The organism is Amycolatopsis sp. GM8 (genome assembly GCF_021653975.1).
Taxonomy (GTDB): domain Bacteria; phylum Actinomycetota; class Actinomycetes; order Mycobacteriales; family Pseudonocardiaceae; genus Amycolatopsis_E.
Window position 1 is genome coordinate 243,004 of the sequence record NZ_JAJKFK010000005.1, and the last position, 18,144, is coordinate 261,147.

The following is an 18,144-nucleotide window of genomic DNA, read 5'->3' on the forward strand; positions in this document are numbered from 1 at the left end:
GTGGCTGATCCCGTCCTGGCGCGGGTCCGCTATGACGTGGGTTGGTCCGGACCGGCTTCGCGGTGTGCGCGGAGTTCGTCGCCGGGGAGCGCCTTCGCGGGTTTGGCCAGGACAGCCCTGATCTCGGCCGGGTCGGCTTTCGGTGTGCGGTCCTCGGTGAGCAGTCCGTTGCGCTCCTGCTCGGTGTCGGTGAGCTGGGTATAGCAGAACCCGGCCAGGGCAGGTGAATCGAGTACGGCGGTGACCAGGTCGTCGAGTTTGCGCACCAGGTCGGCGCTGTCCGTCACGGTCGAATAGCCGAACCAGTTCTCACCTTCCGCGGCGGCGTGGGTGAGTCCGCCGAACTCGGTCAGCATCACGGGCCGTCCGGGATCGATGTCACCGAGCACGAGCCTGCGGCCGCCAGGGCGGCCGGTCGCGAGGGTTTTGCGGAGCGAGTCGAAGTCACCGTAACGAGCACGAAGGGACGAACCCGTGGGCGCGTAGTCATGAACGCCGTAGATATCCGCTTCGGCGATTTCCCAGCCGTCATTGGCGATTACCGGACGAGAGGGGTCGATGGCCTTGGTGAGGTGATACAACGAGCGGGCGAAATCGGCCTGTGCGGGCGAAAGGGTTACGTCGGGCACGCCCCAGCTTTCGTTGAGCGGCACCCAGGTGACGATGCATGGATGGCTTCGGTCCCGGCCGAGGATCTCCAGCCACTCGCGGGTCAGCCGTTCGACGGCGGTGGGTCCGAACTCGTAGGCGTTCGCAGTCTCACCCCAGACGAGCAAGCCCAAGCGGTCACACCAATAGAGGAAGCGTGGATCCTCGACCTTCTGGTGCACCCGCATACCGTTGAAGCCGAGTTCCTTGATGAGCTCGACCTCCCGGCGGAGGGCCCGCGCGTCCGGTGCGGCCAAATGCGACTGCGGCCAGTAGCCCTGTTCCAGTGCGAGGCGGGGAAAGTACGGCAGGTGATTGAGCAGGAACCGGCCGTCGGCTGTGCCGACCTCGCGCAGTCCCAGGTAACTGCTGACCTCATCGACCGGGCCGTCATGCGGGCGCACTTCGACGGTGGCGTCGACCAGTCGCGGATGCTCGGGCGCCCACAGCAACCGCATCCGGTCCTGGCCGTGGCGTAAGGCCGGGACTGCGACGTCGAAGGTGAACCTGCTGCCGTCAACGCGCACCGACTGATCAGCCAGGATCTCGCCCTCGTGCCGAAGGACGACGCGCACGGTGGCGGCCGCGGCGGACAGTTCGCCATCACACCGGACCGCCGCACGAACGAGATCGGGCGTCCAGTGCAACTCCGTCAGGTGCACGGCGGGGACGACCTCGGCCCACACCGGTTGCCAGATCCCGGTCGTCCGGTGATACCAGATGTCGTGCGGCTCGGTGCGCCAGTCCTGTTTGCCGCGCGGCTGGGCGGCGTCGTCCGGCCTGTCCTCCGCACGAACCACAATGGCCTGTTCGCCCGGGCGCAGTGTTTCGGTGATGTCGAAGGAGAAAGGAGTCTGCCCGCCAGTGTGCTCGCCGACGTGGATCCCGTTGACCCACACCGACGCGCGGTAGTCCACCGCGCCGAAGTGCAGCAGGAGCCGGAACCCGGGTACCGGCGGCGGGGTCTCGATCTCCCGGTGGTACCAGACGACGGTGTGCGGCCCCGGATCGTGCACACCGGAAAGTTCCGACTCCGGCGGATAGGGCACGGTGATACGCCGGTCGAAGCCCGCGGGATCGGCGTGCCACCCATGGGACCGGCCGCGATCGTTGTCGTCGAACGCGAAATCCCATTGCCCGCACAGGTCGATCCAGCCCTGCCGGACCAGTTGCGGGCGCGGGCAGACGTGCTCGGGTTCGACCTCGATCATGACCGGCACCCTACGCAACCACATGTGCCCTAGCGAGTCATTGAGCCCGAGGAGGTGTCGTTGCTACTGTGTCCCGGTGACTGCCGGGTCGGCGCAAAGCCGTGAGCGGACAGGATTCCCGGCCGCTCCGTGATCCTCCGGTGGGCCAGAGGCCCGCCCGCCTTCTTTGTATTTCCCTTTTCCTGGGATGGCGAAAGGAGGTGAAACATGTCCCAGTCCACGCAGTGGCGTGAGTTTATCGCGGAGCACAGTGACGGCCGAGTGGTCAGTGCGACGGTGACCAAGGTGCTGCCGTTCGGCGCGTTCCTCGAAGTCGCGCCCGGAGTCCACGGGTTGCTACCGCAATCCGACTGGAAGACCGAGCCGCGGTCGGGTTCGACGATTCCGGTCCGGATCGCAGAGATCGACGTCGAGAAACGGCGCATGAGGTTCGTGGCCGCCTAACCGCGGAAAACGACGGTGCGGAGGCAGGTTGACGCTGCCTCCGCACCCGCCCAGCCTATCGATGCGACCTTCCGGCGCAGGCCGTTCGAGCGCGACCGCGGCCCTGGCCCGAGTCAGCTTGCGCTATTGCTCGGCTCAGTTCAGCTCGCACTAGCCCGGTTCGGATTGGCTTGTCATAGCCGCAGCTCACGTCGGCTCACGCTGGGCCGCGGCTCGGGTCAGCTTGCCCTAGCCGCAGTTCGCGTCGGCTGGCGCCAGGCCCGGGTCGGCTTGCCCTGGCTGTGACTCAAGTGAGGTCACGACGGCTCCGACTCAAGTCAGCTCTCGCTCGCCCCGGCTCAAGGTAGCTCGCGCTGGCGCCCGGCTCGGGGTCGTTCAAGCAAGCCACCGCGGTCAGCTTGCCCCTGGCAGTAGCTCAAGTCGGCTCACGCCGGCTGGCGCCGACCACGGCTCAAGATCGGCTCGCGCGAGCCACCGGCTGGGTCAGCTGATGTCGGCGACGACGCACGTGATGTTGTCCGGGCCGCCGCCGGCGTTGGCCAGTTCGACCAGGTGCAGCACCACGGCATCGGGATCGGTGACCGAGCCCAGGGTCTCCTCCAGCACGTCCGGCGGCACGACATCCGACAGGCCGTCCGAACAGATCAGGTACCGGTCGCCGGCCTTGACGTCGACGGCGAAGACGTCGGGGTCGGCATGGCCGCCGCTCTGCAGTGCGCGCGTGAGCACAGACCGGCTGGGGTGGGTCATCGCGGCCTCCGGCGTGATCCGGCCCTGGTCGACCAGCTCCTGCACCACCGTGTGGTCCCGGGTGATCTGCTCCAGCTCGCCGTCCCGCAGCCGGTAGGCCCGGGAGTCCCCGACGTGCGCCACCACGAACCTGCTGCCATCCCACAGCATCGCGGTCAGCGTGGTGCCCATACCGAGCAGCGCCGGGTCCTCCTCCGCGAGGTCGGTCAAGCGCTGAACCGCGTCGGTCACCGTCTCCGTCAGTGCCTCGGCAGGATCGAGCTCACCGGCTCCGAGCCGCTCGCCCAGCTCGGTGACCGCGGCGATCGCCGCCGAGCTGGCGACCTCGCCCGCGACATGCCCACCCATGCCGTCGGCGACGGCGAGCAGCTGCGAACTGGTGTAAACCGAGTCCTCGTTCGCATCCCGCCGCTGACCGACATCGGTGGCGACGGCATACCGGAGCGTCAGTGACCCACTGGGTTCCATACGTGAAGTAAAGCAGTGGGCGATCGGCGGCGGCACCGGCCTCACCCCCGCTGACCGGGGGACAGCCCATGCCGCAAGATCGTCAGTCCGGGCAGTGTCGGCAGCGCCCCGGCCAGGCGCGATCGGAAACCGTCATACCGGACGACGACGGCACGCCTACGCTGGTCGTCGTGGCCGATCCCCTGACCCACATCCGGGCAGCCGACATCGCCGACCTGTCCCGGCTGCGCGAGATCGAGCGCTCGGCGGGCGAGATCTTCCGCGACATCGGCATGGCCGCCATCGCCGACGACGAGCCCCCGACCGTCGAGACACTGGCCCGCCACCAATCCGCCGGGCTCGCGTGGGTCGCCGTCGACACCGACGACCAGCCAGTCGCATACCTGACCGCCGAGCCGATCGACCGGAACTGGCACATCGAGCAGGTCTCGGTGCACGCCGACCATGCCCGGCGCGGGATCGGCCGGGTGCTGCTGGAGCACACCGCCCGGCGCGCCATGGTGGCCGGGACGCCGGCACTGACCCTGACCACCTTCGCCGACGTGCCATGGAACGCGCCGTACTACGAACGGCTCGGCTTCCACCGCCTGCCGGACGCCACGCTGGCGCCGGGCCTGCGAGCCATCCGCCGCCACGAGACCGAACTCGGCCTTGACGCCTGGCCACGCGTCGCGATGCGCCGCGACCTGGGGCCCGGCTAGCACACGAACCCTGCACGCCGCGTCGCCATACGCCGTGACCCGTGACCCGTGACCCGTGACCCGTGACCCGCTAGGACACAAACCCTGCACGTCGCCATCCTCCGCGACCTGCGGCCTGGCTAGCACACGAACCCTGCACGTCCCGTCGGCACGCAACGCGATCTGCGACCCACCAGGACACGAGCCCCGCACGCCGCGTCGCCATATGCCGCGACCTCCGGCTCGGCTAGGACACGAACCGTGCATGTCGCCACGCACCGCGACCTGCGACCCGCTGGGACATGAACCCTGGACGCGGCCACAGCGTCGTCGCAGGTGTCCCCACATCGACCCCGACGCGTCAACCTCCCGGCCCGGGCCGCTTCCGGTGAACGGTTAACCTGCGAAGGTGCTCGTGCTGCTGCCCCCTTCCGAGACCAAGGCCCCCGGCGGCGACGGCCCACCGTTGAACCTCGACGAGCTCTCGCACCCTGAGCTCACCCCGGTCCGCCGGAAGCTGGCCGACGCGCTCGTCGACCTCGCCGCCGACGTGCCCGCCAGCCTCGACGCGCTGGAGCTGTCGCCGCGACAAGAGGACGAAGTCGCCCGCAACGCCGCACTGTGGTCCGCACCGACGGTCCCCGTGCTCGAGCGCTACACCGGCGTCCTCTACGACGCGCTCGACATCGGCAGCTTCACCAAAGCCCAGCGTGCCAAGGCGCAACGACGCCTCGCCGTCGCATCGGCACTGTTCGGCATCGCGCGCGGCGAGGACCGCATCCCCGCCTACCGTCTCTCCGGCGGCAGCTCACTCCCCGCGCTCGGCGCGCTGCGGACACTCTGGCGCCCCGTCCTCGAACCGGTCTTCGCCGGCATGGACGAGCTGATCGTGGACCTCCGCTCGGGCGCCTACGCGGTGCTGGCCCGGATCCCCTGCTCGGTGACCGTCCGCGTGGTCACCGCGACCGGCAGGACGATCAGTCACCACAACAAGGCGTACAAGGGAAAACTCGCCGCCACCCTCGCGAAGGGTACCCGTGAACCGTCCACTGTGGAGGGTCTGCTCACGGCGGCGTCGAAGGCCGGCTTCGACGTGAGGCGCACCGGCGACCACGAGATCGACCTCGTCATCGTGCACTGAACCGCTCCGGCGCGTACGCCGCGAGATCCAGCGACGGCGTCGAGCCGAGCGCCAGATCCGCAATCAGCGTGCCCGAGAAGGGCGCGAGCGTCAGCCCACTCGGGCCGAAACCCGAGGCGACCAGCACATCGGGATGTTTGGTGAGCGCGCCCAGCAGCGGCAAGCCGTCCTCCGACGCCGGCCGGAAACCGATCCGGGTCTCCACCAGTGTCGCGTCGGCCAGGCCCGGTGCGACCGACAGCGCATGCTCGAGCACCTCGCGCTGCCCCTCCGCTGTCACGCGGTAGTCGAACCCCGAGCCGGTCTCCCGCGTCGCACCCGCGACCACCCGCGAACCCGGAAACGCCAGCAGGTAGTGGCTCGACACCGGCAGCACGACGGGCCACGGCCCGGTGTCCACACCTGGCAGCTCGAAATGGCTGATCTGCCCGCGCTGCGGCGTCACACCCAGCGACACGCCGAGCGGCGCGACCAGCTCCGTGCTCCACGCTCCCGCCGCGACGACGATCTTGTCCGCGACCAGTACCGAACCGTTGACCTGCACCTGGCCGCCGTTCAACGAGACCTCGCCGGACACCAGCTCGACGCCCCGCTTCGCCGCCGCGGCAAGCAAAGCGTCCCGCAGGCGCCGCCCGTCCACGCGACCGCCGCCCGCGACATGAACCGCACCCAGCTCCGGCGCCAGCGCCGGGAACAGCTCCCGCGCCTGATCGAGCCGCCGCACCTCGCCGGCCACCGGCGATGACGACGCCCGCGCGCTGATCCGCTCATAAGCCTCGTCCAACTCGGCGGGATCCGCGGAGACGACCATGCCGCCGACGACCTCGAACGACGAGTCGGTCACCCCGTCCTCGGCCAGTTCCTCGACCAGCGTGCGGTAGTAAACCGCCGCGACCGACGCGATGCGATACAGCTCCTCCCCCGCCCGCGAGGTCCAGGGGCACACGATGCCCGCGCCGGCCGCCGTCGCGACTCCGGTGCGCCCGGCGTCCACGACCACGACCTCCGCGCCTCGCCGCGCCAGCTGGTGAGCGGCGCTCGCGCCCGCGATTCCCGATCCGATGACGGCTACCCGCATGATCGCCAGTCTCCGGCAAATCGGTTGCGCGCGCACCGGCCGATCGCCCATGCTCATGCCCTCGACGGAAGAAAGGAGGCGCGCTCATGGCCGTTCCCGTGCTGGACCGTGCCCTTTCCCATCCGTTCGCCCCACGCCGCTGAGACGCGCCCGGTGGGGCACCTCGCGAGGAGAACCCCACCCGTGCGTGACAAACGCCGTCGTTTCGACGAAGACACCTACACCCGCCGCGGCCGCCTGACCGAATACGAACGCGCTCGTCTGGCTGATGAAGACGAAGACAAGGTCCCCGGCGACGGGGACCGCTACTCCACCTGGGACACCGGCGAGCGCGGCCCGGAGCCGTACCCGGACTGGGTCGTCACCGACCTCGCCGCCGTCGACACCGAGCTCGGCATCCTCAAGACCGGCAAGGAAGCCGACGTGCACCTGGTGCGCCGCGGGGTGCCCGATAGCGCACGGGAATGCCTGCTCGCCGCGAAGCGTTACCGCTCCGGCGAACATCGCCAGTTCCATCGTGACTCGGGCTACCTCGAAGGACGCCGGATGCGCCGTTCGCGGGAGACCCGTGCCATGGCCAACCGCACATCCTTCGGCCGCAACCTCATCGCCGAGCAGTGGGCGGTGGCCGAGTTCGCCTCGTTGAGTCGCTTGTGGACAATCGGGCTGCCGGTACCGTATCCGGTGCAGCGCAACGGGACCGAGCTGCTGCTGGAGTTCCTCGGCGACGAGGACGACAACGCGGCCCCGCGGCTGGCGGAGCTGCGGCCGGGCGAGGACCAGCTGGCAGACCTGTGGTTCCAGGCCGAGAAGGTGCTGGAGCGGCTGGCCGTGGAAGGTCTCGTGCACGGTGACCTGTCCGCCTACAACATGCTCGTGCACGACGGCAGGCTGGTGCTCATCGACCTGCCGCAGATGATCGACGTGTTCGCCAACCCCGGCGGCGCCGGCTACCTGGCACGTGACGTGACGAATCTCGCGGGCTGGTTCGCCGGCAAGGGTCTGGACATCGATGTGCCGGGCCTCGTCGGCAGCCTGTCCGAACGGGCCGGTCTCCGGTGAGCACGACGGCTCAGGTAGACTTTCCCAAGACCGCAACCGGCGGCGTGGACAGGTGTTGTTCTTCGCGGCCAAGCCAGCCCGACAGGCTCGCGGTAATCCACCCACCAACGGCGCACCGAATGCGCCGGGTCCGTCCCTGTGAACGCCCAGGACAACACTGCGCCCTGCTCGAAGCGGGCAGTTGGGCCTCCTTGCGACGTACCACGTCCGAGAGGCAGTTAGTGAGCATCGCTTTCGAGTCCACTTCGGTGACCTCGTTCGAAGACTTCAACCTTCCGCAGTCGCTGCTGACGGCGCTGCGGGAGCAGGGGATCGAAGCCCCGTTCCCGATCCAGTCGGCCACCCTTCCCGACGCGCTCGCCGGGCGTGACGTGCTGGGCCGCGCGCAGACCGGTTCCGGCAAGACGCTGGCCTTCGGCCTCGCGTTGCTGGGCCGGCTGGGTGGCGGCAAGGCACGGCCGAAGCGCCCGCGCGCGCTGGTGCTCGTGCCCACCCGTGAGCTGGCGATGCAGGTCGCCGACGCGCTCACCCCGCTGGCCAGGTCCATGAACCTGTGGTGCCGCACGGTCGTCGGCGGGATGGCCTTCACCCGGCAGGCCGATGTCCTCAACCGGGGCGTCGATCTGCTGATCGCCACCCCGGGCCGGCTGTCGGACCACGTCCGGCAGGGCACCTGTGTGCTCTCCGATGTGAACTTCGTCGCTCTCGACGAGGCCGACCAGATGGCGGACATGGGCTTCCTGCCGCAGGTCCGGGAGATTCTCGACCTGACCTCGCCCGGCGGGCAGCGGCTGCTGTTCTCCGCCACGCTGGACGGTGACGTCAAGAAGCTCGTCGACCGCTACCTGACCGACCCGGTCGAGCACTCGGTCGCGCCGGTCACCGCGAGCGTGGACACCATGGACCACTTCGTGCTCCAGGTGTCCCACCAGGACAAGCAGGCCGTCGTCACCGAGATCGGCGCCCGCGAGGGCCGCACGATCATGTTCGTGCGCACCAAGCACCATGTCGACCGGCTCGCCGAGCGCCTGCGCGCGAAGGGTGTCGCGGCGGGTGCGCTGCACGGCGGCAAGACCCAGGGGCAGCGCAACCGCGTGCTCGCCGACTTCAAGGAAGGCCACACCCCCGTGCTGGTCGCCACCGACGTCGCGGCCCGCGGTATCCACGTCGACGACGTGAGCCTGGTGCTGCACGTCGACCCGGCGGCCGACCACAAGGACTACCTGCACCGGGCGGGCCGCACGGCCCGCGCGGGCGCGTCCGGCACCGTGGTCACGCTGGTCACGCACGACCAGCGCCGCACGGTGCGGCGGATGACCGACCGCGCCGGGGTGCGCGCCGAGTCGGCCGTGGTGCGGCCTGGGGACGCGGAGCTGACCCGGATCACCGGTTCCCGCGAGCCCAGTGGCGTGCCGGTGCCCGAGCGTCGTCGTGAGCCGCAGCCCCGCCGGGGCGGCGCGCCGCGCGGTGACCGTCAGGGCGGCGGCGGCCGTGGTGGCCGGGGCTTCGGCGGGCACCGTCAGGGCAGCTTCCGCGAGGGTGGCGCCCGTCCGCCGCGGCGGGACGGTCGTGGACCGGCGCGCCGCACGCGCGACTGATTTTCGCAGCTCACGGAGGCCATCGTCGAATGTGACGGTGGCCTCCACTGCGTTGCGGGACCGGCCTGAGACACTGCTGGGGTGGATGCAGCCCAGAAATCAGCGCCTGAGCAGGTTTTCGACTGGCTGGACGCGGAAGCGACCCGGCGCGCTGACGCGGGGCTGACCCGCAAGCTCCGGCCGCGGCCCGCGTCGAGCACCGAACTGGACCTGGCCGGCAACGACTATCTCGGGCTGGCGCGGGACAAGCGGGTCGCCGGCGCGGCCGCGGCGGCCGCGCTGCGCTGGGGTGCGGGTGCCACCGGCTCGCGTCTGGTCACCGGGTCGACCGAGGTGCACGCGGAGCTGGAGCACGAGCTGGCCCGGTTCTGCGGTTTCCAGGCGGCGCTGGTGTTCTCCTCGGGCTTCACCGCGAATCTCGGTGCGGTGACGGCACTTTCGGGCGCCGATTCGGCGATCGTGACCGACAAGTACATCCACGCTTCGCTCATCGAGGGCTGCCGGTTGTCCCGCGCCGGGATCGCCGCCGTCGCACACAGCGATGTCGCCGCCGTCAAGCACGCGCTCGCGACCCGGCGCACCGAACGCGCACTGATGGTCACCGACTCGGTGTTCTCCGTCGACGGCGATCTCGCGCCGCTGAACGACCTGTCAGGGGTCTGCCGGGAGCACGGCGCGGCGTTGCTCGTCGACGACGCACACGGGTTCGGCGTGCTCGGCGACGGTGGCCGGGGCGCCGTCCACGACGCCGGGCTCGCCGGCGCGCCCGATGTCGTGATGACCGTGACGTTGTCGAAATCCCTTGGCGCGCAAGGAGGTGCGGTGCTCGGCTCGCGCCGGGTGATCAAGCACCTCGTGGACACCGCGCGCAGCTTCATCTTCGACACCGGGCTCGCCCCTGCGAGCGCGGCCGCCGCGCTGGCGGCGCTGGGTGTCCTCAAAGCCGAGCCGGACCTGCCGGGCAAGGTGCTGGCGAACGCGACGCGGCTGTCCGAGCAGCTCGCCGACGCCGGTTTCCGGGTCAGCCGGCCCGACGCGGCGGTGGTCTCGGTGCAGGCCCCGTCGGCCGACGATGCCGTCAGCTGGGCAGCGGGCTGTGCCGAACAGGGCGTGCGGGTCGGCTGTTTCCGGCCGCCGTCGGTGCCCGACGGTATCTCTCGGCTGCGCCTTACCGCACGCGCGGACCTCAGCGAGTCCGATGTGGACACCGCGGTGAAGGTGATCAGCGCGTCCGCGCCGCCACGCGCCGCCACATCCTGATGTGCGGGATGCCGTCTTCCAGGAACTCGGCACCTTCGGGCACGTAACCGAACTTCGCGTAGAACCCCTGCGCGTACGTCTGCGCGTCGAGGACGCTGTCGGCGTCCCCGACGATCTCGAGCGCCTCGGTCATCAGCTGTGCGGCCAGACCGCGGCCACGGGCACGCTCGGCGGTCACGACTCGCCCGATGCGGTAGTGCTCCCCCTCGTCCAGCACCCGCAGGTAGGACTCGATGCCCTGTTCACCGGCCGACCACAGGTGCCGGGTGGTGGGCAGCAGATCCCGCCCGTCGAGCTCGGGATAGGGGCAGTTCTGTTCGACGACGAACACGTCGACGCGCAGTCGCAGCAGGTCGTAGAGCTGGCTCGTGGTCAGCCCGGGTCCGGTGACGTTCACCGGTCCTTGCTACCAGAGGAGACCACGCTGCTGGGACTGCGCCCTGATGTCGTCGGCGTAGGTGGACACCCGCGTGTACACGCCGGGCTTGCCGGCCTTCGCGCAGCCGTCGCCCCACGAGACGATGCCGATCAAGGTGTCCCCCACGACCAGCGGGCCGCCGGAGTCGCCCTGGCAGGCGTCGATCCCGCCGTCCGGATAGCCCGCGCAAACCATGCTGTTCGCGTCGTAGTTGCCGTAGCTGGACAGGCAGCTGGAGTCGCTGACCACCGGGACGACCGCGCTGCGCAGCGACGTCGCGCGGGCGCCGCCGTCGCTGGTGCGGCCCCAGCCGACCACGGTCGCCTTGGTGCCGGTGGCGTACATCGACGTGTCGGACCGGCCGGGCAGCGAGACCGCCTGGTACGGCAGCTGCCGGTCGAGGTTCAGCACCGAGACGTCGTCACCCTTGCCGGGATCGGAGAAGCCCGGCTCCGTCCACACCCGGGTGACGCGCGCGACCACCCCGTCCTTGCCGTCCTTCTGCTGGCGCCCGGCGACGACCCGCACGTCCGCCTGGGACACCGCGGCCGCGCAGTGCGCCGCCGTCGCGACCGCCGACGAGCTGACCAGCACGCCCCCGCAGAACTGGTTTCCCTTGGCGTCGGTGAGGAACACCGCGTACGGATAGTCCTTTATGGACGCCTCGGTGCCGCCGACGATGCGCGGCTGGACCTGCGGCGCCGGCGCGGGCGGCTCGGTGCCGCTCGTCGCCGCGACGGCCGCGACCGGCAGCGACACCGCGGCAGCCGCCGCGGCCGCGAGCAGGAAACGGAACTTTCGGTCCCGCCGGGCGTGTTTTGCCATGGAAGTGCCCCCTCTACCGGATCCAGCCATCGTTGTCGCGCTCGGCGTTCACAGGACTCCGGCGCGTAAGATTGCAGCGTCGTCACAGTAGTGGACAGACCTTCGACTTGGTGTCACTGAATCGGGTGGTCTCGCCCATCTGCCGAGCTGAGCGTCGTGTGGACCGGCAGGTGACCATTCCCCCGGCGGGTGAGGGAACAACAGCCGTCATGGGACAGTTCATGCAGGAGGATTGTGCCCACGGCGAAGGATGACAACGTGCCCCACTACGACCTGGTGATCGTCGGTACCGGCTCCGGGAACTCGATTCTCGATCCGCGCTTCGCCGACTGGAAGACGGCGATCGTCGAGAAGGGCGTCTTCGGGGGCACCTGCCTCAACGTCGGCTGCATCCCGACCAAGATGTTCGTCTACACCGCGGACGTCGCCGCGACGCCGTCGGCCAGCAGCCGGCTCGGCGTGGACGAGGAACTGCTCGACGTGCGGTGGCGTGACATCCGCGACCGCATCTTCGGCCGCATCGACCCGATCGCGGCCGGTGGCCGGGAATACCGGCAGAACCACGCCGACAACGCCAACGTCACCGTCTACGCGGGCGAAGGCCGCTTCACCGGGCACAAGGAGCTGACCGTCCAGCTCGGCGACCGCACCGAGACGGTCACCGCGGACCGGTTCGTGCTCGCCGCGGGTGGCCGTCCGGTCGTGCCGGACATCGAGGGGCTCGACGAGGTCGGCTACCACACCTCGGACACCGTGATGCGGCTCGACAAGCTGCCGTCGCGGCTGGTGATCGTGGGCAGCGGGTTCATCGCGGCCGAGTTCGCGCACGTCTTCGCGTCGTTCGGGGTCGAGGTCACCGTCATCGCGCGCTCGGGTGCGCTGCTGCGCAACGAGGACGAGGACATCAGTGCCCGGTTCACGGAGCTCGCGGGCAACCGGTTCGACGTCCGGCTGAACCGGAAGACGCGGCGGGTACGGCGGACCGAATCCGGTATCGAGCTGGAGCTGGACGGCGGCGAGACCGTCGAGGCGGACGAGCTGCTCATCGCGACCGGCCGGCGCCCCAACTCGGACCTGCTCGACGTCGCCGCGACCGGAGTGACCACAGTGGACGGTGGGCGCGTGGTCGTGGACGACTACCAACAGACCTCTGTGGACGGTGTCTACGCTCTCGGCGACCTGTCCTCGCCGTACGAGCTGAAGCATGTCGCGAACCACGAAGCCCGTGTGGTGCAACACAATCTGCTGCACCCGGACGAGCGGATCAAGGCGGACCACCGGTTCGTGCCGCACGCGGTGTTCAGCTCGCCGCAGATCGCGTCCGTCGGCCTCACCGAGGCACAGGCCCGCGAGCGCGGGGTGAAGTACGTGACGTCCAAACAGGACTATGCGGGAATCGCGTACGGCTGGGCGATGGAGGACACCACCGGGTTCGCGAAGCTCTTGGCGGATCCCGAAACCGGGCAGCTGCTGGGCGCGCACATCATCGGCGCGCAGGCGTCGACGGTGATCCAGCCGATCATCCAGGCGATGAGCTTCGGCCTCGACGCGCACACCATGGCGCGCGGCCAGTACTGGATCCACCCGGCGATGCCTGAGCTGATCGAGAACGCGCTACTGGGCTTGAAAATCGGCTGACGCGGTCGCGATCGAGGTCTAGACGTACCGCGGGCGGCCCGCCATGAAGCCGAACACCGCCTGCGCGGCGACGACGACCAGCAGCATCGCGAACGGTACCGTCCAGCCGCCCGTCAGATCGTGCAGGAGGGCGAACAAGAACGGGCCCGCGGCCGCGAACAGGTAGCCGATCCCTTGTGCCATCCCGGAAAGCCGGGCGGTGTCACCACCGGTGCGGGCCCGCAGCGCGATCGTGGTCAGCGCGAGCGAGAACACGGCCATCCCCAGCCCGAGCAGCACCGACCACACCAGCGGGGCCGCGCTGGGCGCGGCCATCACGCCGAGCACGCCGGAGAACCCGCAGACACACAGCGCCAGGATCCACCAGCTTTCGGTGCCCGTCCGGGCGGCCAGCGGCGGCACGATCAGGCTCACCGGCAGGCCGATGATCGAGGCCAGGCCGAGCAGCAGGCCGGCTTCGCCACGGCTGATGCCCGCGTCGATGAACACCTGCGGCAACCAGCCCATGACGATGTAGGCGAGGCAGGCCTGCAGCCCGAAGAAGAGCGTCACGATCCAGGCGAGCCGGTTGCGCAGGAACGAGCGAGGCGTGGTCTCCGGCGAGTCCGCGCCGTGGCCGGTGGCCGGCCGCGTCCGCGCGACGGCGAGCCAGACGACCAGCGCCAGCCCGGACAGCGCGGCCCAGCTGGCGAGCCCCGGCCGCCAGCCACCGAACGCGTCGTCCAGCGGCGGGGTCACCGCCGAACCGAACGCGCCGCCCGCCTGCAGTGCCCCGGTGTAGAGGCCCGTGACCAGCCCGATCCGGGTGGCGAACGACTCCTTCACGACAACCGGCAGCAGCACGTTGGCCAGCGCGATCCCGGCCGTCGCGACGAGGGTGCCGCCGAGCACGATCAGCTGCCCGTCGAGCACCCGCAGGATCATGCCGCCGGTCAGCAGCACCAGCGCCGCGGTCACCGAGGGACCGATGCCGACCCGCTTGGCAACCCACGGCGCAGCCAGCCCGGCCGCGGCGAAGCACAGGCCCGGCAGCGTGGTCAGCGCGCCCGCCCAGGTCGCGGTCGCCCCGAGCGATTCCCGCATCTCGTCGAGCTCCGGACCGACGGCCGTCACCGCCGGCCGCAGGTTCAGCGCGGCGAGCACGACGGCCACCCCGAGCAGTCCGCTGCCGATCAGGACGCGGGGAGTTTGTTTCACCGATGTTTCGACCACGTCCGCTACTATGGCAGACATAGGATGATTGGGTGAAGGGACATTTGTCGTGCCGCTTGCCACAACGCGCCGCACAGGTCTCGTCGACCAGGTGATCGGCCAGCTGCGCGAGGCCATCGCCCAGGGCGAATGGCCCGTGGGCAGCCGGATCCCGACCGAAACCGAGCTGGTCGAGACGCTCGGCGTGGGCCGCAACACGGTTCGCGAGGCGATTCGCGCGCTCGCGCACAGCGGGCTGCTCGAAGTCCGGCAGGGCGACGGCACCTACGTCCGCGCCACCAGCGAGGTCTCCGGCGCCATCCGGCGGCTGGCCGGGACCGAGCTGCGGGAGGTGCTGCAGGTCCGGCGCAGCCTGGAGGTCGAGGGCGCGCGGCTGGCCGCCGAAGCGCGCACCGAGGAGGATCTGGCCAAGCTCACCGAGCTGCTCGCCGTGCGGGATCGCGCGCTGGACGAGGAGCCGTTCGAGGATTTCGTCCGCGCGGACGCCGAGTTCCACCTCATGGTCGTCCACAGTGGACATAACCGGCTGCTGGCCGAGCTGTACCTGGGGCTGACCGAAGCGGTCACCGCCAGCGTCGCCACGACGTCGCAGGACCACCTGACCGAGCGGGTCGAGATCGGGCACCAGGGCTTGCTGGACGCGATCGCCGACCGCGACCCCGCGCGCGCGGCGGCCGAGGCCGGCGGCTTCATCGATCAGCTGCTGCTCAGGGAAGAGTCAGAATCTCCGCGCCCGCGGGCGTGACCACCAGCGTGTGCTCGAACTGGGCCGTCCAGCTCTTGTCCTTCGTGGTGACCGTCCAGTCGTCGTCCCACACGTCGTAGTCGATCGAGCCGAGCGTGATCATCGGTTCGATCGTGAACGTCATGCCCTCCTCGATGACCGTGGTCACCGACGGGTCCTCGTAGTGCAGCACCGTGGGCGCGGTGTGGAAGGCGGGGCCGACGCCGTGCCCGGTGAAGTCCCGCACCACGCCGTAGCCGAACCGCTTGGCGTAGGCCTCGATGACCCGGCCGATCACGTTGAGCTGGCGGCCGGGCCGCACGGCCTTGATCGCGCGCATGGTCGCCTCGTGCGTCCGCTCGACGAGCAGCCGCGCCTCCTCCGGCACGTCACCGGCCAGGAAGGTCGCGTTCGTGTCGCCGTGCGCGCCACCGATGAACGCGGTGACGTCGATGTTGCAGATGTCCCCGTCCTCGATCACCGTCGAGTCCGGGATGCCGTGGCAGATCACCTCGTTGAGCGAGGTGCAGCAGGACTTCGGGAAGTTCCGGTAGCCGAGCGTCGACGGGTACGCCTTGTGGTCGAGCAGGAACTCGTGCACCACCTTGTCGACGTCGTCGGTGGTGTTGCCCGGCTTGACGGCCTTGCCGCCCTCCTCCAGCGCCTGCGCGGCGATCCGGCTCGCGACGCGGACCGCCTCGATGACCTCGGGGGTACGCACATCGCTGCCGTCGTACCGCTTCGGCGCCGGCTTGTCCACGTACTCGGGGCGCGGAATGCTGGCGGGAACGGGGCGGCGCGGCGTCTGCTCGCCAGGGTTCAGTGGAGCACGCAAAGGCATACGCCCAGCCTACGACTCAGAACAGGACCGTGGCGTAGCGGCCGACCTGCTGGAAGCCGAGGCGCCGGTAGGCGGTCAGCGCCGGGCCGTTGAACGAGTTCACATACAGGCTCGCCGTCCGGCCCATCCCGTTGATCAGCCGGTTCACCACGGCCGCCGTGCCGGCGGTGCCCAGGCCGTGACTGCGCCGGTCCGGGTGCACCCACACCCCCTGGATCTGCCCGACGTTGCGGGACAGCGCGCCGATCTCGGCCTTGAAGACGACCTCGCCACCCTCGAACCGGGCGAACGCGCGGCCGCCGGCGATCAGCTCGGCCACCCGGGCCCGGTAGCTCGCGCCACCGTCACCCGCGCGCGGGTCGACGCCCACCTCTTCGATGAACATCGAGATCGCCGCGGGCAGGTAGCGGTCCAGCTCATCGGGGCGGACCGGCCGCACCTGCGGATCCGGCGATACCGCGGGCGCGCCCTCCATGGCCATCAGCGGCTGGTCGGCGCGGACCTCGCGAGCCGGCCCCCACTCCGGCGCGAGCTCGTCCCACAGGCCCAGCACCTGGTCGGACGGACCGACCAGCGACGAGCAGATGCGCTGCTTGCGCAGGGCCCGGTCGGCGAACGAGCGCAGCGCGGAGGCGTTGCCGCGCAACGGGATCAGGTTCGGGCCGGAGAAGCAAAGCCCGGGCAGGCGGCTGGACCGGCTGCCCCGGTAGTCGGCGGCCCACAGCTCGCCGCCGAGTCGCCAAGGGTCCAGACCGGCGACCTCGACCCGGGCACTGACCATGCAACTCGCTACCGGATCGGCCGATAGGACGGCACGAACCGCGGGATAGTCCCGATCACCGAGCAGCCGTGCACCGGCAAGCCGCAACACAGGTCCAGATTGCCAGATGAACCCCGGTTACGGGAAACCGCGTCCGGTCAGGGCGCGCCGCGGTAGGTACCGAAGGTCCACTGGTTGCCCTCCGGATCGCGCGCGGTGAACGTGTGCGAGCCGAATTCGGTGTCGTGGAGCGGCTCGTCGATGTCCAGCCCGGCCTTCGTCACGCGGTCATGCACGGCGTCGACGTCGTCGGTCACGACGTACACCGCGTTGACGCCGGGCTTCATGTCGGCGTGCGTGCCGTCGGTGCACTTCGTGCTGCCGAGCATCACGCCGCCGCCCTCGGGCCAGCGGAGTTCGGCGTGCTGGACGTGGCCTCCTTCGCCGGGCACGACCAGCGCCTCCCGGAAACCGAAGACGTCGACGATGATGCGGATCGCGGCCGGGGCATCGTCGAAACGTAGGGCCGGCCACACAGTCGGTTGTGTCATGCCGTCAGTCTGCGGCGACGGGGGCGGCACCGTCTTGGAGGAATGGGAGCTCCTCGACGATCCAGACGCTGGGCGGGCAGCCGGCGAGAGCACGCCACTCGTTGGTCAGATGGGCCTGGTCGTAGTAGCCGCAGTCGGCCGCGAGCCCGGCCAGGTCGGTGTGACCGCACCGGAGCAGGGCGCCGGCGCGCTCGAACCGCAGCACGCGGGCGGCCTGTTTCGGGGAGAGCCCCAGCTCGCGGCGGAACCGTTCGGTGAAATGCCGCCGGCTCCAGCCGACCTCGTCGGCGAGCGTGCCGACCCGGACCCGTCCGGCGGCCGTGCGCAGACGCCGCCAGGCCCAGCCGACTTCCGGGGAGTGCGCGGTGTCGGCGGCTTCGGCCTGCAGGGTCTCGTCGAGGATGTCGAACCGGCGGTCCCAGCCGTCGGCCGACGCGAGTCGCTCGGGCAGCCCCGCCAGCCGTGGTGAGAGGTCGGCCAGGTCCACGACGTACTCGCTCAGGTCGGCCGCGGAGACCCCCAGCAGCGACGGCACGGCGAGCGGGTCGAGTTCGATGTGGATACCGGACTGGAACCGGTCCTGCCGGATGAGCGCGGGGCTGACGTGCATACCCCCGACGGGGGCGACCAGGTCCGCGGGCGCCTCACCGGCGCGCGGCATCCCCACCAGCCGGATCGGCTCGGCGAGGCTGATGATCAACGTGACGTGTCGCGACGGCAGCCCGCGATGCACGCCGAGCGTGACATCGTGCTGCGTGTACCCGATATAGCGCGAGACGAGCCGCCGCAGCCCCGGATGTGGCTGCCGGACGGCCCATTCGGCGCCTGGCATGGG

Annotated in this window: 18 protein-coding genes; 8 read left to right on the forward strand and 10 right to left on the reverse strand. The window is 70.3% G+C overall.

Annotated features, from left to right (window positions below; genetic code table 11):
- Positions 1-29: 29 nt before the first annotated feature.
- On the reverse strand, positions 30-1,859 hold the full coding sequence (locus tag LOZ83_RS24605; protein ID WP_236793946.1) for a glycoside hydrolase family 2 protein: 1,830 nt from the start codon (positions 1,857-1,859) through the stop codon (positions 30-32).
- A 207-nt stretch (positions 1,860-2,066) separates the two neighbouring features.
- Between LOZ83_RS24605 and LOZ83_RS24610 the strand changes: the two genes are divergently transcribed.
- On the forward strand, positions 2,067-2,303 hold the full coding sequence (locus tag LOZ83_RS24610; protein WP_236793948.1) for a S1 RNA-binding domain-containing protein: 237 nt from the start codon (positions 2,067-2,069) through the stop codon (positions 2,301-2,303).
- A gap of 483 nt (positions 2,304-2,786) precedes the next feature.
- Here the strand turns inward: LOZ83_RS24610 and LOZ83_RS24615 are convergent, their stop codons facing one another.
- Positions 2,787-3,521 (reverse strand): Stp1/IreP family PP2C-type Ser/Thr phosphatase, encoded by a 735-nt coding sequence (locus LOZ83_RS24615; RefSeq protein ID WP_236793949.1) that lies wholly within the window; start codon positions 3,519-3,521, stop codon positions 2,787-2,789.
- Positions 3,522-3,691: 170 nt separating this feature from the next.
- Here LOZ83_RS24615 and LOZ83_RS24620 point away from each other — a divergent pair, with 170 nt between their 5' ends.
- Positions 3,692-4,222 carry a GNAT family N-acetyltransferase gene (locus LOZ83_RS24620; RefSeq protein ID WP_236793951.1) on the forward strand — a complete coding sequence of 177 codons (531 nt, stop codon included), beginning with the start codon at positions 3,692-3,694 and terminating at the stop codon, positions 4,220-4,222.
- A 388-nt stretch (positions 4,223-4,610) separates the two neighbouring features.
- Complete coding sequence (gene yaaA, locus LOZ83_RS24625; RefSeq protein WP_236793953.1) at positions 4,611-5,342, forward strand: peroxide stress protein YaaA; 732 nt, start codon at positions 4,611-4,613, stop codon at positions 5,340-5,342.
- On the opposite strand, the gene LOZ83_RS24630 is transcribed toward yaaA, so the two are convergent.
- Positions 5,329-6,420, reverse strand: coding sequence for an FAD-binding oxidoreductase (locus LOZ83_RS24630; RefSeq protein ID WP_236793956.1), 1,092 nt, complete (start codon positions 6,418-6,420; stop codon positions 5,329-5,331). The two genes, yaaA and LOZ83_RS24630, sit on opposite strands and share 14 nt — an antisense overlap.
- 183 nt (positions 6,421-6,603) lie before the next feature.
- Between LOZ83_RS24630 and LOZ83_RS24635 the strand changes: the two genes are divergently transcribed.
- The 3 genes from LOZ83_RS24635 to LOZ83_RS24645 all read left to right on the forward strand — a co-directional run bounded on the left by LOZ83_RS24635 (position 6,604) and on the right by LOZ83_RS24645 (position 10,340).
- Complete coding sequence (locus LOZ83_RS24635) at positions 6,604-7,482, forward strand: serine protein kinase RIO (protein WP_236793957.1); 879 nt, start codon at positions 6,604-6,606, stop codon at positions 7,480-7,482.
- 221 nt (positions 7,483-7,703) lie between these two features.
- Positions 7,704-9,080 (forward strand): DEAD/DEAH box helicase, encoded by a 1,377-nt coding sequence (locus tag LOZ83_RS24640; RefSeq protein ID WP_236793959.1) that lies wholly within the window; start codon positions 7,704-7,706, stop codon positions 9,078-9,080.
- Positions 9,081-9,161: 81 nt separating this feature from the next.
- Positions 9,162-10,340: an 8-amino-7-oxononanoate synthase gene (locus tag LOZ83_RS24645; protein WP_236793962.1), complete on the forward strand. Its 1,179-nt coding sequence runs from the start codon at positions 9,162-9,164 to the stop codon at positions 10,338-10,340.
- Here LOZ83_RS24645 and LOZ83_RS24650 read toward each other — a convergent pair.
- Both LOZ83_RS24650 and LOZ83_RS24655 read right to left on the reverse strand, forming a co-directional pair.
- On the reverse strand, positions 10,303-10,737 hold the full coding sequence (locus LOZ83_RS24650; RefSeq protein WP_236793964.1) for a GNAT family N-acetyltransferase: 435 nt from the start codon (positions 10,735-10,737) through the stop codon (positions 10,303-10,305). The two genes, LOZ83_RS24645 and LOZ83_RS24650, sit on opposite strands and share 38 nt — an antisense overlap.
- A gap of 9 nt (positions 10,738-10,746) precedes the next feature.
- Positions 10,747-11,583 (reverse strand): serine protease, encoded by an 837-nt coding sequence (locus LOZ83_RS24655; protein ID WP_236793966.1) that lies wholly within the window; start codon positions 11,581-11,583, stop codon positions 10,747-10,749.
- Positions 11,584-11,841: 258 nt separating this feature from the next.
- Here LOZ83_RS24655 and LOZ83_RS24660 point away from each other — a divergent pair, with 258 nt between their 5' ends.
- On the forward strand, positions 11,842-13,221 hold the full coding sequence (locus LOZ83_RS24660; protein ID WP_236793968.1) for a mycothione reductase: 1,380 nt from the start codon (positions 11,842-11,844) through the stop codon (positions 13,219-13,221).
- A gap of 18 nt (positions 13,222-13,239) precedes the next feature.
- On the opposite strand, the gene LOZ83_RS24665 is transcribed toward LOZ83_RS24660, so the two are convergent.
- Positions 13,240-14,454 carry a CynX/NimT family MFS transporter gene (locus tag LOZ83_RS24665; protein WP_374202705.1) on the reverse strand — a complete coding sequence of 405 codons (1,215 nt, stop codon included), beginning with the start codon at positions 14,452-14,454 and terminating at the stop codon, positions 13,240-13,242.
- 28 nt (positions 14,455-14,482) lie between these two features.
- Here LOZ83_RS24665 and LOZ83_RS24670 point away from each other — a divergent pair, with 28 nt between their 5' ends.
- Positions 14,483-15,178, forward strand: coding sequence for a FadR/GntR family transcriptional regulator (locus tag LOZ83_RS24670; RefSeq protein ID WP_236793972.1), 696 nt, complete (start codon positions 14,483-14,485; stop codon positions 15,176-15,178).
- Here the strand turns inward: LOZ83_RS24670 and map are convergent.
- Genes map through LOZ83_RS24690 form a run of 4 tightly spaced genes read right to left on the reverse strand, consistent with a single transcriptional unit; the run spans position 15,141 to position 18,141 of the window.
- Positions 15,141-15,998 (reverse strand): type I methionyl aminopeptidase, encoded by an 858-nt coding sequence (map, locus tag LOZ83_RS24675; RefSeq protein WP_236793974.1) that lies wholly within the window; start codon positions 15,996-15,998, stop codon positions 15,141-15,143. The genes LOZ83_RS24670 and map overlap by 38 nt on opposite strands.
- A gap of 16 nt (positions 15,999-16,014) precedes the next feature.
- The gene (locus tag LOZ83_RS24680; RefSeq protein WP_236793976.1) at positions 16,015-16,869 is read right to left on the reverse strand and encodes a GNAT family N-acetyltransferase; all 855 of its coding nucleotides are present in this window, start codon (positions 16,867-16,869) and stop codon (positions 16,015-16,017) included.
- Positions 16,870-16,916: 47 nt separating this feature from the next.
- On the reverse strand, positions 16,917-17,309 hold the full coding sequence (locus LOZ83_RS24685) for a VOC family protein (RefSeq protein ID WP_236793978.1): 393 nt from the start codon (positions 17,307-17,309) through the stop codon (positions 16,917-16,919).
- 4 nt (positions 17,310-17,313) lie between these two features.
- The gene (locus LOZ83_RS24690) at positions 17,314-18,141 is read right to left on the reverse strand and encodes an AraC family transcriptional regulator (RefSeq protein WP_236793980.1); all 828 of its coding nucleotides are present in this window, start codon (positions 18,139-18,141) and stop codon (positions 17,314-17,316) included.
- Between the last annotated feature and the right edge of the window lie 3 nt (positions 18,142-18,144).